The organism is Streptomyces sp. RKAG337 (assembly GCF_023701715.1).
In the GTDB taxonomy this organism is placed as follows: Bacteria; Actinomycetota; Actinomycetes; order Streptomycetales; family Streptomycetaceae; genus Actinacidiphila.
Window position 1 is genome coordinate 155,277 of the sequence record NZ_JAJOZA010000001.1, and the last position, 13,011, is coordinate 168,287.

A 13,011-nucleotide genomic window follows, 5' to 3' on the forward strand; every position below is an offset into this window, starting at 1 on the left:
CACCGAGGGGGTCGGCTACGTTCCGCGGCATGAGTGCCATGGGGATACTGAGACGTACGGTGACGATCGGGTTGTGCGGGGCGGCACTTGTCGCGGTGGCCGCGCTTCCCGCGCAGGCCGGCCCGGAGCCGGGCGGGACGAAGCCGGCCGCGCCACAGGCGAACGGGGCGAAGGTGAGCCTGCCGAAGCTCGGCTGGGAGCTCAAGGCGACCGGGACCACGTCCCGGTTCCGCGGACTGTCGGCGGTGAACAGCAGGACCGCCTGGGCGGCGGGCTCCGCCGGCACCGTCCTGCGGACCACCGACGGCGGCGCCAGCTGGGGAAATGTGTCCCCGCCGGGCGCGGCGGAGCTGGAGTTCCGCGACATCGAGGCGTTCGACGCGCGGCACGCGGTGGCCCTGGCGATCGGCGAGGGCGACGCCTCCCGCGTCTACCGGACGCAGGACGGCGGCGCCAGCTGGACCGAGACCTTCCGCAACCCCGACCCGAAGGCGTTCTACGACTGTCTGACGTTCTTCGACGCGAAGAACGGACTGGCCGTCAGCGATCCGGTGGACGGCAAGTACCGGATCCTGTCCACGGGTGACGGCGGCCGCAGCTGGCGGGTACTGCCCTCCGCCGGCATGCCCGCCGCTCAGGACGGCGAGGCGTCCTTCGCGGCGAGCGGCCAGTGCCTGGTCACGGCCGGCAGCCGTGACGTGTGGCTGGCCACCGGCGGCGGTGCGGCTTCCCGCGTGCTGCACTCCGGTGACCGGGGTCTGACGTGGACGGCGGCGCCGACCGTGATCCCGGCCGGCGACCCCGCCAGGGGCGTCTTCGCCCTCGCCTTCCGTGACGCCCGGCACGGCCTGGCCGTCGGCGGCGACTACCGCGCCGACCAGGCCTCGCCCAGCGCCGGAGCGGTCAGCCAGGACGGCGGCGCCACGTGGACGGTGTCCGCGACGCCGCCGCAGGCGTACCGGTCCGGGGTCGCCTGGCTCCCCTATCTGGGCTTCGCCGCGATCGCGGTCGGGCCCACCGGCAGCGATCTGTCGCTCGACTCGGGGCGCGGCTGGCGGCAGTTCGACTCCGGGTCCTTCGACACGGTCGACTGCGCGCCCGACCTCAGCTGCTGGGCGGCGGGTGAGAAGGGCCGGATCGCCCGTCTCACCCTGACCGTCTCGCCCTGACGCTCTCGCCCTGATGGTCGCGCACCCTGACGGTGGGGAGAAGGCGGTCGAGCTTCCGACCGCCTTCTCCCGGCCGCTCAGCGCCTCGAGTACGCCTCGGCGTCCCGTGAACCGCTGGGCGGCCCCGCGTACGCTTGGGCAGGCACCCGGGCCGACCGGCGCGGTCCCCGGGTGAGGGTGTAGCCGCCGATCGCGGCGAGCGCGCCCAGCACCCCTCCGCCCGCGGTCCACAGCCAGCGGTCGGACCACCAGCCGGAGGTCCAGCCGTCCTCCGGGGCGGCGAGCGCGTCCGGCTGGCCCGCGGGGGTCAGCGGGGCGGCCAGCTCGCCGCCCTCGGAGTGCGCTCCCCCGGCGTCCTTGGTGGTCGCGAGAATCTCCGCCTTGAACGGCTGCCCGAGATCGTCGGCGGGCAGATCGATGACGGTCAGCCGTACGTAGTACGCGCCCGGCAGCGGGTCGTTGGACCTGGTGTCGGCGATCGGCCGCACCGTGCGCAGGGTGCAGGTGAGGGTGACGGACGGACCCGAGTCCGGGCTCCGCACCGTCCGGTCGCCCGAGACGCACGGCTGACGGCGGCGCAGCCCGTCGTAGACGTCGATCTGCCAGGTCTGCGCACCGTGCCGGCCGGCCTGGTCGGGCAGTGTCACCGTCGCCTTGGCGGTGGCGGTCTGCCCCGCGCCGGCCGGGAACATCCAGTACAGGTAGTCGCCGGTCGAGGCGGCGGCCGTGGCGGCCTGTCCCTGCCGGATCGCGGTGGCGGTGCGGAAGGCGGTGCCGGCCTCGGTGGGCGCGGCCTCCTCCTCGGTGCCGGAGCTCCCGCTGGGGCTCGCGGCGGGGTCCGTGCTCGGACTGGCGCTGGGGGTGTCGGCCAGCGCGGTCGCGGCGGGCCCGAGCAGGGCCGCCCCGGTGAGCAGTGCGGCGGTCACCAGACGTGTCGTACGCATCAGTTGCTCCTCCATACGGCGACGCGCCAGCGGGCCAGCCAGCCCCAGATCAGTCCGGCGAACAGTCCCGTGACCGCCAGGGCGCCGAGCAGCACCCAGCCGCGGCCGAGGCCGAACGCGGCGACATCAGCGGCTTCGTCGGGGGCGTCGACCAGGTCGAGCGTCAGCTCGACGGGCAGGCCCGGGGTGCGCTTGACGGCGTCCGGTGCCGAGAAGGAGTTGCTGACCTCCAGGCACACCGTGTGCGGCGGCGGGGCGTCGTCCGAGTCGGTGTCCTTGTCCGGGTAGACGTAGCGCAGTCCGGAGGACATCACATCGGTCCGGCCGCTGCCGGCGTCCGAGCCGCGGACCAGTTCCTGGCCCTCGCCGCTCACCGCGCGCAGCAGTACGCCGTAGTCCGCGTTCACCGCCCGGTCGGCGCCGACGCTGACCGTGGCCCGCAGTTCCTGGCCGTCGGTCACCGCGACCTTGTAGTAGCGGTGCTGCCCGAACTCCTCACGGTCGGTGTACACACCCGGGGTGATGCCGGCCGCGTTCCCGCACTGTGCCGAGCCCTGGACCGCCTTCGGAACGACCGGCGGGGTCTGCGCCGAGCGCCGTACCAGCTGCTTGATGCGCGACGAGAGCTGGTCGGTGTGCTGTACGGAGGTGTAGGTGCCGCCGGTGGCCTCGGCGATGCAGCTCAGCTGCTTGCGGATCTTGTCGTTCGCCACCAGGCCGAGGGTGTCCACCACCAGATGGGTGCCCTGCGCGGCGAGTTCACGGGCGACGTCGCACGGGTCCGGCTGACCGCAGGAGTCCTCGCCGTCGGTGATGAGCACGATCCTGCGGGTGGCGTCACCGCCCGCCAGGTCCTGGGCGGCGCCGCGCAGCGCCAGCCCGATGGGGGTCCAGCCGGTGGGGCGCAGCGTCGCGACGGCCGCTTTCGCCTCGGTCCTGTTGACCGGGCCCACCGGGTACAGCTGCTTGCTGTCCAGGCAGCCGGTCTTCATGTCCTTGCCGGGATAGGTGGCCCCCAACGTCCTTATGCCGAGCCGGACATCGTCCGGCACGGCGTCCAGCACGTCGTTGAAAGCCTGCTGCGCCGCGGACATCCGCGACTTCCCGTCCACGTCCCGCGCGCTCATCGACCCGCTGACGTCCAGGACCAGGTCGATCTTGGGTGGTTCCTGCGCTGTGGGCTCGTCCGCGGCGGCGGACGCCGGGAACAGTCCGGCGGCGAGAGTTGCGGCAAGGCCGCACAGGCCGGCCGCCAGCCGTCTTTTGGTGATCATCCGGGGAGCTTAGTGACCGCCAACTCCACGGCGAAATCCGGGACCTTGAGCGCCCGCGCGACGGACTGCCGCGACGCCGGCCCGCTCCGCACGCGCCCGGTGTCAGGCGCTCCCGGGCCCCGGTGCGAAGCGGTCGCGCAGCTCGCGCTTGAGGATCTTGCCGCTCGCGTTGCGCGGCAGTTCGTCGACGAGCAGGATCCGCTTGGGCGCCTTGAAGTGGACGAGCTGTCCGCGGGCGTACTCCAGCAGTTCGTCCTCGGTGACGTCGCCGCGCGCCACGACCACCGCGGTGACGGCCTCGATCCAGCGTTCGTCGGGCAGCCCCACGACGGCGACCTCGGCGACCGCCGGATGACCGTAGAGCGCGTCCTCGACCTGCCGGGAAGCGACCAGCACGCCACCGGAGTTGATGACGTCCTTCACCCGGTCGACGACGGTGAGATACCCCTCGGCGTCGCGTACGGCGAGGTCGCCGGAGTGGAACCAGCCGTCGCGGAAGGCCTCCGCCGTCTCCTGCGGCTTGTCCCAGTAGCCCTCGCAGAGCTGCGGTGAGCGGTACACGACCTCGCCCGGTGTGCCGTCCGGTACGTCCTTGCCCGCCTCGTCGACCACCCGGGCCTCGACGAACAGCACCGGGCGGCCGCAGGAGTCCATCCGGCCCTCGTGCTCGTCCGGGCCGAGGACGGTGGCGAGCGGGCCGATCTCGCTCTGCCCGAAGCAGTTGTAGAAGGCGAGGTGCGGCAGCCGGGCGCGCAGCCGCTCCAGGACCGGAACGGGCATGATCGAGGCGCCGTAGAAGGCCTTGCGCAGCCCGCTCAGGTCGCGTTCGGCGAACTGCGGGTGGTTGGCGAGGGCGATCCAGACGGTGGGCGGCGCGAAGAGGCTGTCCGCCCGGCCCTCCTCGACGAGGTCGAAGATCGTCTGCGGATCCGGTCCCGCGATGATCGTGTTCTCCGCGCCGACCATCAGGTACGGCAGCAGGAAGACATGCATCTGCGCCGAGTGGTACAGCGGCAGCGAGTGCACCGGCCGGTCGCCCTCGCGCAGACCGAGCGCGGTGACGGCGCTGACGTACTCGTGGACGAGCGCGCGGTGCGTCATCATCGCGCCCTTGGGCAGCGCGGTGGTCCCCGAGGTGTACAGCAGCTGCGCGAGGTCCTCGGCCCCGGGCTCGTACGCCCCGGTCGCCGGTCCGGCGGCGGGCAGCAGGGCGAGCAGCGACGCGTCGTCGTCCCGGAGCGCCAGGACGGGGACGCCGGCGGGGAGCCGGCCCCGCAGCTGCGGGTCGCTGAGCACCAGCACGCTGCCGGACTGCCCGAGCTGGTAGGCGAGGTCCTCGCCCTCCAGATGGTGGTTGACGGGCACGTGCACCAGGCCGGCGCGCGCGCAGCCGAGGAAGCCGATCAGATAGGCGTCGGAGTTGTGCCCGTACGCCGCGACCCGCTCGCCCGGCCGCGGCCCGCGCTCCAGGAGTACGGTCGCCGCCGCGGACACCGCCTCGTCGAGTTCCCGGTAGGTCCACGTCCGGTCCCCGAACCGCACCGCCACCCGGTCGGGTACCCGCCGGGCGCTGCGCCGCAGCACTCCGTCGACCGTATTGCCGTGCACCGCGACCATGACGCCTCCCCGCTGCCGGACCTGCCCCGGGCCACCTTCGGACGGCACGGGGGCCCGGGTCAAGCACTACCGCACGGTGCGCCGGTCCTGCCGCAAGGAAGTCTGTGGATCACCGCGCGTCTCTTGACCTGCGGTGCGGATCCTGATTACTTGAGCCCGTGACGACAGTACCGAACGATCGGTCGGGAGCGGACGGCGCCCTCCTCGACGCCGGTGAGCAGCTGAGCGGTGCGGAGCTGCGGGATCTTCAGCTGCGGCGATTGCGGGCCACCCTGCGGCACGCGTACGACAACGTCGCCTTCTACCGGAACTCGTTCGACGCGGCCGGGGTGGCGCCGGAGGACTGCCGCACTCTCGACGATCTCGCCCGGTTCCCCTTCACCACCAAGGCCGATCTGCGCGACAACTACCCGTTCGGCATGTTCGCGGTGCCCGAGGCGGACATCCGGCGCATCCACGCGTCCAGCGGCACCACCGGTGCCCCGACCGTCGTGGGCTACACGCGCAACGACCTGGACATGTGGGCGGACATGGTCGCCCGGTCCATCCGTGCGGCGGGCGGCCGGCCCGGTCAGAAGATCCATATCGCGTACGGGTACGGCCTGTTCACCGGCGGCCTGGGCGCCCACTACGGCGCCGAGCGGCTGGGCTGCACGGTCATCCCGGCCTCGGGCGGTATGACGGCGCGCCAGGTCCGGATCATCCAGGACTTCAAGCCCGAGATCATCATGGTCACCCCCTCGTACATGCTCACGCTGCTGGACGAGTTCCAGCGGCAGGGCGTCGACCCGCGCTCCACGTCCCTGCGGACCGGCATCTTCGGGGCCGAGCCGTGGACCGAGGAGATGCGGCGGGAGATCGAGGAGCGGATGGACATCGACGCGGTGGACATCTACGGGCTCAGCGAGGTCATCGGCCCCGGGGTGGCGCAGGAGTGCGTCGAGACCAAGGACGGGCTGCACATCTGGGAGGACCACTTCTTCCCCGAGGTCGTCGACCCGCTCACCGACCAGGTGATGGCGCAGGGCGAGAGCGGTGAGCTGGTCTTCACCTCGCTCACCAAGGAGGCGATGCCGGTCATCCGCTACCGCACCCGCGATCTGACCCGGCTGCTGCCCGGCACGGCGCGCCGCCCGTTCCGCCGGATGGAGAAGGTGACCGGCCGCTGCGACGACATGATCATCCTGCGCGGCGTGAACCTCTTCCCCACCGCGATCGAGGAGATCGTGCTCCGCACCCCCGGCGTGGCACCGCACTTCCAGCTGCGGCTCACCCGTGAGGGCCGTCTCGACCGGCTCACCGTACGCGCCGAGGCCCGCCCCGGCGCGAGCCCCGAGCAGCGGGCCGCGGCGGCGGCCGCCATCGCCCAGGGGGTCAAGGACGGCGTGGGCGTGACGGTCGAGGTGGCCGTCGTCGATCCGGAGACCCTGGAGCGCTCGGTCGGGAAGATCAAGCGCGTCATCGACGAACGGGAGCCGCGGCCGCGCGCGTAGCTCGCGTCCGCCGCCGCCCGGACTCAGCCGGCCGGGCGGCAGCGGCGGCGGTGGTAGCCGTAGGTCAGGGCCAGCAGCAGGGGGCCCCACAGGGTCAGCAGCGCGCTGACCGTCATCGCCAGCGCGTCCCAGCCCGGGGCGTACGGGAAACCGGGCGAACCGCCGATGTGGAAGGCCGTGAAGAACCAGTTGGCCATCAGCCCCAGGAGGAGGAGTCCACCGGCGGTGGCGGGAACGATGACCGCGAAGGGCGGGATGCGCCGGCCGCCCAGCCGGGGGACCCAGCCGGGCACCACCTCTCCCCATCGGCGCACCAGCCCGAACCCGAGCAGCGCGAACGCCTCCGTCAGGAGACTGAGTCCGAAGACGTAGGGGATGTGCCACCACGCCGACGGGGTGCTCTCCCCGCCCATCGGGTAGCCGAAGCCGATGGGCAGCCGCCAGAGACACACCGGCAGCCCCACCAGCGGGATGAGGTGGGCGACCCGTTCCGCCCACGGCGGGACCGGGCGCTCCGTCCCGCCGCTCTCAACTGCCGTGCCTAACGTGGTGGTTGACATGCCCTCAGTGTTGCGGGGCCGCCCCTGACGGGGATCAACCTGCGGGTTGACGTCACTACCCCGCTCGGCTGACGGCCGCGGGCCGCAGATCCTCCGCATGTCGCACGACGGGCCGGACACTCGGCCGCAGGACCCTCCCGCGAACCGGCGCCCGCCTGCGAACCGGCCCGCCCGCGGACCCCCGCCTCCGGGGCGGCGAAGGAGTGGTGGCGCGGGCCACCACCGTCTCCGCCTCCCCCGGCCGGGGTCACCTCAGACGCGGCGCAGCCGCACGACAGGGATGTCCCGGTCGGTCTTCTTCTGGTAATCGGCGTACGGGCCGTAGACGTCGACGAGGTGGGGCCAGACGCGGGCCTTCTCGTCGGGCGACAGGGTCTCGGCGGTGGCGGTGAACCGCTCGGTGTTCACCCGCAGATGGACCTCGGGGTTGTCCTGCAGGCTCAGGTACCAGAGCGGGTGGTTGTCGTCGCCGCCCTTCGAGGCGACGATCAGGTAATCGGCGCCGTCCCGGCCGTAGATGAGCACCGTCCGGTGCCACTTGCCGCTGCGCCGGCCCAGGTAGTCCAGGAGCAGGCAGGGCGAGCCGTTCATGTCGGTGCCCTCGGTGCCACCGGACTCCTCGTAGGTCCGCGCCTGCGTGGCCACCCACTCCGTCGGGCTGATCTGTACTTCCTTCACGTCGTACGCCGTCACGCCACTGCCTCCAGATCGTTCTCGGATGTGGTCCCCACCCTAGGCCGGTCGGAGCGGAACAAAGGGATCAAAACCGGCCGGGAGTCATGGATTCCGTTCCGCGCTTCACGGCGCGTCAGCTCACAGCCCGGACGCAGGCGGATCGCGGGCCGGGCGCAGGCGGATCGCAGGCCGGACACAGGCGGATCGCAGGCCGCGGCCCGTCGTACGACGTTGTCCACCATGCATCGTGGACAACGGACACGACGGGCCGCGGGTTTCCTGATCAGCGGGTCACTCGGCGCCCGACGGGGGCCGGCGACTCCCGGCCGCCGGCAGCGCGGCTCAGCGCGTCACGTCCAGGATCAGCTTGCCGTGGGTGCGCCGCGCGCGGATGTCCTCATGGGCGCGGGCGGCGTCGGCGAGCGGGTACACGCCGCCGACCTGGGGCTTGAGGCGTCCGTCGGCCGTCATCGCCAGGAGCTCGGCCATCGGCTCGCGGTACATGCCGGGGCGGCCGAGGCAGTGCATCAGCCAGAAGCCGACGACCGCGCGGGAGCGGCCCATCAACTGGGCGGCCTGGACCGGCGTCGGGGGGACGCGGGAGGCCATGCCGTACGTCACGAGCCGGCCGAAGGGCGCGAGGGCGGCGAGTGACGCGTCGAAGACCGGTCCGCCGGTCATCTCCAGGACGATGTCGACCTTCTTGCCGTCGTTGGCCTCGACGAGCCGCTCCTTCATCCCCTCGGCGTCGGCGTCGACCGCGATGTCGGCGCCCAGTTCCAGCGCGAGGTCCCGCTTCTCCTTGGTGGAGGCGGTGGCGATGATCCGGCCCGCGCCGAAGGACTTGGCGAGCTGTACGGCCAGCGACCCGGTGCCGCCCGCGGCCGCGTGCACCACGACGCTCTCGCCCGCGGCGATCCGCGCGGAGGTGCGCAGCAGGTGCCAGGCGGTCAGCCCCTGGACGATGAGGGCGAGGGCCTGGCCGTCGCTGACGCCTTCGGGGACGTCGTGCGCCAGGTACTCGCGGACGGCGGCGACCTCCGCGTACCCGCCGTTGTCGGCGAGGGCGACGACGCGGCGGCCGTCGGAGGTACGGCCGACGACCTCGGCGCCGGGGACCATCGGCAGGGTGGAGCGCGAGAGGTAGCTGTCCTCGACGGTGTGGGTGTCGGCGAAGTTGATCCCCGCGGACGACACCTCCACGAGCAGGTGTCCCGGCTGCGCCTCGGGTGCCGGCAGTTCCACCTGCCGCAGTACCTCGGGTCCGCCGAACTCCGTGATCTGGATCGCGCGCAACGCGACTCCTTCCGCTGTTCCTCGTCGTTCCTGGTGGTTCCCGGTCCGTCATGGGCCGTGTCCCGCAGGTTTCACGGTAGAGCGTGCGCGGCGCCAGGGGAATGGGTGACCGACCAGTCGGTATGTGATCTGTGCCGCGCGTGCCCCGGCCGGTTCCGGTACCGCCGCGCTTACGCTTTCCCGCGAAGCGAGTCGATCTTCCGGCCCGCTCCGACCTGGAAGGACACCGCGTTGCGCGCACTGCTGGGCGTTGTGGGCACCGCCATCGTGCTCGGCATCTACTCCTCCGTGCTGCGGACGCTGGTGATACCGCGGGCGAGCCGTTCGGGATTCACTCAGATCGTCCAACGACTGGTGCACGCGCCCTTCCAACTGGTGGCGGACCGGTGCGACAGCATCGAGAGCAAGGACCGGGTGCTCGCGCCCGCCGCCCCGCTGGCGATCGTGATCACGCTGATGAGCTGGCTGGCGTGTTTCATGGGCGGCTACGCCCTGCTGGAGGCCGCGGTCAGCGGGCTCGGCCCCCAGGCGTCGCTGTTCGAGGCCGGCTCCTCGCTGTTCACGCTCGGCTTCGCCAGCAGCAGCCGCCCGACGCTGACGGCCATCGACTTCTGCGCGGCGGCCACCGGCCCGATCGTCATCGGTCTGCAGATCGGCTATCTGCCGACGCTCTACGGGGCGTACGCGCGCCGCGAGACCGAGGTGACGATGCTGCAGGCCCGCGCCGGGAACCCGCCGTGGGGGCCGGAGATCCTGGCGCGGTACGCCCAGGTGGAGCTGCTCGACAGCCTCACCGAGCTGTTCCGCAACTGGGAGCGGTGGGCGGCCGAGGTGAGCGAGAGCCATACGACCTACCCGGTGCTCATCATGTTCCGCTCTCCCCGGGCCACCCGGAACTGGCTGATCAGCCTGCTGTCGGTGATGGACGCGGCCGCCCTGCGGCTGGCGCTCAACCCCTCCCGGCCGCAGGCCGAGGTGCGGATGGCGCTGCGCGGCGGCTTCGTCTGCCTGCGCGACATCGCCGACATGCGCGGTGTCGCGTACAACCACGATCCGCTGCCGGAGGACCCGTTGATCCTGGAGTACGCGGAGTACCTGCGCGGCGTGCGGCGCATGGCGGACCAGGGCTATCCGATGGAGCGGACCCCGGAAGAGGCCTGGCCGCACTTCAGGGGGTGGCGGGTGAACTACGAGGCGCTGGCCTATCGGCTGGCGCGGGACATCGACGCCGTTCCGGCTCCGTGGTCGGGTCCGCGCCGCACCTCGGTGACCATCCGCAATCCGGTGACGCCGGTGGACCGCCGGCCCGTCGGCTGACCCGCCGCACGGGCCGGACGAACCCCACGGGCCGGACGAACCCCACGGGCCGCGCGGGCTCCCGCCGGCGCCCGTCCGGGTCGCGGAGCGCCGGTCAGACCGCCGGGACCGGCCGCGGCGGCGGGGGGCCGGTGTAGCGCGCCGCCGGACGGATGATCTTGCTGTCCTCGGCCTGCTCCAGGACGTTGGCGCACCAGCCGACGACCCGGGCCGAGGCGAAGGTCGGGGTGAACATCTCGCGGGGCAGCCCGCACAGCTCCATGACCACCCCCGCGTAGAACTCGACGTTGGTGTGCAGTTCCCGGCCGGGCTTCAGCTCGGCGAGGATCGCCTCGACCCGCTCCTCGACCTGGACGGCGAAGTCCACCAGCGGCCCGCCGAAGCCCCGGGCGATCTCCTTCAGCATCCGCGAGCGCGGGTCCTCCGTGCGGTAGACCGGATGCCCGAAGCCCATGATCCGGTCGCCCGCCAGGACGCGTTCGCGGATCCACGGGTCGATGCGCTCGGGTGTGCCGATGGCGTCGAGGGTGTCCAGCGCGCGGCTCGGCGCGCCGCCGTGCAGCGGCCCGGAGAGCGCGCCGATCGCGCCGACCAGACAGGCGGCCAGGTCCGCGCCGGTGGAGGTGATGACCCGGGCGGTGAAGGTGGACGCGTTGAACCCGTGGTCGATGGTGGAGATCAGATACCGCTCGATCGCCCGGGCACGGGCGGGCTCGGGCTCCCGCCCGGTCAGCATGTACAGGTAGTTGGCCGCGTACGGCAGGTCCGCGCGCGGCTCGACGGGGGCCAGTCCCTGGCCGAGCCGGTGCAGCGCGGTCAGCAGCGTCGGCACGATGGCACTCGCCGCGAGCGCGTCCGCGCGGCGCCGGTCGGCGTCGATGTCGTACAGCGGCCGGAAGCCGGCCGAGGCGCCGGCCAGCGACAGGGCGGTGCGCAGTCCGGCGAGGGGTCCGGCGAGCGCGCACGAGCGGGCTATGGCGGGCAGCGCGTCGCGGACGTCGTCGGGCAGCCGGCGCAGCGCGGCGGTCCGCGCGGTGAAGGCGGCGCGCCCCGCCGCGTCGGGCAGCGTGCCGTGGAACATCAGATGCCAGACGTCCTCGAAGGTGCGGGTCTCCGCCAGCTCCACGGCCGAGTACTCGCGGTAGTGGTAGAAGCCCTCAAGGCCCCGGACGTCGCCGAGTGCGGTGTCGGTGACGACCACTCCCTTCAGTCCGCGGGGTACCTCGATCGGAGCGTTCCGCTCGGTGGTGGGCATGGTTTTCCTCCCTGGATGTTGATTCGACTGTCTATGATTGATTCAATGCTTGTCAACGTTGATTGAATCAATATGGATACGACTGGATACGGTGTGGCCCATGACGGACGACGCGGCGGGCGGAACGAGCGGGAGCGGACAGCGGCTGAGTACCCGGGAGACCGCCGACCGGCTCGGGGTGAAGTCCGAGACGGTCTACGCGTACGTCAGCCGCGGGCTGCTCACGAGCCGCCGCGCGCCCGGCGGGCGCGGCAGCACCTTCGACCCCGACGAGGTCGACGCACTCGCCCGCCGGTCAGGACGCGGACGGCCGGGCGGCGACGGTACGCCGGCGGACCGGGCGGCGGCCTCCGGCGGTGACGGGCTGTCGGACGGAACCCTGACCGCCAGGACCGGCATCACCCTCATCGACACCGACCGCTACTACTTCCGGGGCGTCGACGCCTGCGCCCTCGCCGCCCGTTACGGCTACGAGGAGACCGCCGCGTGGCTGTGGACGGGTGAACTGACGCCGGGGATCCGTTTCACCGCGCCGCCCGAGAGCCTCGCCGCCGCGCGCCGGGCCGTCGAGGCGCTGCCGGCCCACAGCGGGCTGGTGGACCGGCTCAGGGCGGCGACGATCGCGGCGGCCGTCACCGATCCGCTGCGGTTCGACCTGTCGGCGCCCACCGTGCTCGCCGCCGCCCCCGCCCTCATCGCCACGCTGGTCGGCGCCCTGCCCGTACGGGAGACGGACGCGGCGGACGAGCCGGGGACCGCGCTGGCCGAGCGGCTCTGGCCCCGGCTCACCCGGCACCCCGCCGACCAGGCGTCGGTATGCGTCCTGGACGCCGCCCTCACCCTGCTCATCGACCACGACCTGGCCGCCTCCACCCTCGCCGCCCGGGTCGCGGCCTCCGCACGCGCCAACCCGTACGCAGTGGTCTCCGCCGGCCTCGGCGCCGTGGACGGACCGCTGCACGGCGCCGCCAGCGGCCTCGCGCACCGGCTGCTGACGGACGTGCTGGACCGCGGCAGCGCGGCGGCGGTCGTCGCCGACCAACTGCGCGAGGGACGGCGGATCCCGGGGCTCGGCCACCGGCTGTACCCGGGCGAGGACCCGCGCGCGCGGATGCTGTTCGGACTCCTCGAGGAGCTGCCGCGGGCGGCACCCGCACTCGCGGCGGCTCGCGAGGTGGTGGAGACGACCGCCCGGTACACCCCGCTGCACGCCAACGTCGACCTCGCGCTCGCCGTGCTGTCGGTCTCCGCCGGCATGCCCGCCGAGGCGGGCGAGACGGTGTTCGCGGTGGCCCGCACCGCCGGCTGGATCGCGCACGCGCTGGAGGAGTACCAGGAGCGCCCCCTGCGACTGCGCCCCAGCGGCCACTACACCGGACCCACGCCGCCCCAGCCACTGCCGTGACCCACC

At 72.9% G+C, this 13,011-nt stretch carries 11 protein-coding genes; 4 read left to right on the plus strand and 7 right to left on the minus strand.

What is annotated here, in order from left to right; translation table 11 throughout:
• Positions 1 to 38 precede the first annotated feature (38 nt).
• Complete coding sequence (locus LNW73_RS00730) at positions 39 to 1,169, plus strand: WD40/YVTN/BNR-like repeat-containing protein (protein WP_374118256.1); 1,131 nt, start codon at positions 39 to 41, stop codon at positions 1,167 to 1,169.
• Positions 1,170 to 1,246: 77 nt separating this feature from the next.
• Here LNW73_RS00730 and LNW73_RS00735 read toward each other — a convergent pair whose 3' ends face one another.
• From LNW73_RS00735 to LNW73_RS00745, 3 genes are all read right to left on the minus strand, one after another.
• Entirely contained in the window at positions 1,247 to 2,113 is an 867-nt protein-coding gene (locus tag LNW73_RS00735; RefSeq protein WP_250979250.1) for a hypothetical protein, read from the minus strand.
• On the minus strand, positions 2,113 to 3,387 hold the full coding sequence (locus LNW73_RS00740; RefSeq protein WP_250988431.1) for a VWA domain-containing protein: 1,275 nt from the start codon (positions 3,385 to 3,387) through the stop codon (positions 2,113 to 2,115). Before LNW73_RS00740 ends, LNW73_RS00735 begins: the two co-directional genes overlap by 1 nt.
• A gap of 102 nt (positions 3,388 to 3,489) precedes the next feature.
• Complete coding sequence (locus tag LNW73_RS00745) at positions 3,490 to 5,004, minus strand: acyl-CoA synthetase (RefSeq protein WP_250988432.1); 1,515 nt, start codon at positions 5,002 to 5,004, stop codon at positions 3,490 to 3,492.
• Between the two features lie 158 nt (positions 5,005 to 5,162).
• Between LNW73_RS00745 and paaK the strand changes: the two genes are divergently transcribed.
• Entirely contained in the window at positions 5,163 to 6,497 is a 1,335-nt protein-coding gene (paaK, locus tag LNW73_RS00750; RefSeq protein ID WP_250988433.1) for a phenylacetate--CoA ligase PaaK, read from the plus strand.
• Positions 6,498 to 6,520: 23 nt separating this feature from the next.
• Here the strand turns inward: paaK and LNW73_RS00755 are convergent, their stop codons facing one another.
• The 3 genes from LNW73_RS00755 to LNW73_RS00765 form a co-directional block, all read right to left on the minus strand.
• Positions 6,521 to 7,057, minus strand: coding sequence for a hypothetical protein (locus LNW73_RS00755; protein ID WP_250988434.1), 537 nt, complete (start codon positions 7,055 to 7,057; stop codon positions 6,521 to 6,523).
• Positions 7,058 to 7,309: 252 nt separating this feature from the next.
• Positions 7,310 to 7,750, minus strand: coding sequence for a nitroreductase family deazaflavin-dependent oxidoreductase (locus LNW73_RS00760; protein ID WP_250988435.1), 441 nt, complete (start codon positions 7,748 to 7,750; stop codon positions 7,310 to 7,312).
• A gap of 324 nt (positions 7,751 to 8,074) precedes the next feature.
• Positions 8,075 to 9,028: a quinone oxidoreductase family protein gene (locus LNW73_RS00765; protein WP_250988436.1), complete on the minus strand. Its 954-nt coding sequence runs from the start codon at positions 9,026 to 9,028 to the stop codon at positions 8,075 to 8,077.
• Positions 9,029 to 9,259: 231 nt separating this feature from the next.
• Between LNW73_RS00765 and LNW73_RS00770 the strand changes: the two genes are divergently transcribed.
• A complete protein-coding gene (locus LNW73_RS00770; protein WP_250988437.1) occupies positions 9,260 to 10,345 on the plus strand; it encodes a hypothetical protein in 1,086 nt (361 codons plus the stop codon).
• A gap of 94 nt (positions 10,346 to 10,439) precedes the next feature.
• Here the strand turns inward: LNW73_RS00770 and LNW73_RS00775 are convergent, their stop codons facing one another.
• On the minus strand, positions 10,440 to 11,600 hold the full coding sequence (locus LNW73_RS00775) for a citrate synthase/methylcitrate synthase (RefSeq protein ID WP_250988438.1): 1,161 nt from the start codon (positions 11,598 to 11,600) through the stop codon (positions 10,440 to 10,442).
• A 100-nt stretch (positions 11,601 to 11,700) separates the two neighbouring features.
• Here LNW73_RS00775 and LNW73_RS00780 point away from each other — a divergent pair, with 100 nt between their 5' ends.
• A complete protein-coding gene (locus LNW73_RS00780; RefSeq protein ID WP_250988439.1) occupies positions 11,701 to 13,005 on the plus strand; it encodes a citrate/2-methylcitrate synthase in 1,305 nt (434 codons plus the stop codon).
• Positions 13,006 to 13,011 lie beyond the last annotated feature (6 nt).

Bases quoted from the DNA above. Each gene is read 5' to 3' on its own strand.
- LNW73_RS00730 (WP_374118256.1), top strand. From the start codon at position 39: ATGGGGATACTGAGACGTACGGTGACGATCGGGTTGTGCGGGGCGGCA.
- LNW73_RS00735 (WP_250979250.1), bottom strand. From the start codon at position 2,113: ATGCGTACGACACGTCTGGTGACCGCCGCACTGCTCACCGGGGCGGCC.
- LNW73_RS00740 (WP_250988431.1), bottom strand. From the start codon at position 3,387: ATGATCACCAAAAGACGGCTGGCGGCCGGCCTGTGCGGCCTTGCCGCA.
- LNW73_RS00745 (WP_250988432.1), bottom strand. From the start codon at position 5,004: ATGGTCGCGGTGCACGGCAATACGGTCGACGGAGTGCTGCGGCGCAGC.
- LNW73_RS00755 (WP_250988434.1), bottom strand. From the start codon at position 7,057: ATGTCAACCACCACGTTAGGCACGGCAGTTGAGAGCGGCGGGACGGAG.
- LNW73_RS00775 (WP_250988438.1), bottom strand. From the start codon at position 11,600: ATGCCCACCACCGAGCGGAACGCTCCGATCGAGGTACCCCGCGGACTG.
- LNW73_RS00780 (WP_250988439.1), top strand. From the start codon at position 11,701: ATGACGGACGACGCGGCGGGCGGAACGAGCGGGAGCGGACAGCGGCTG.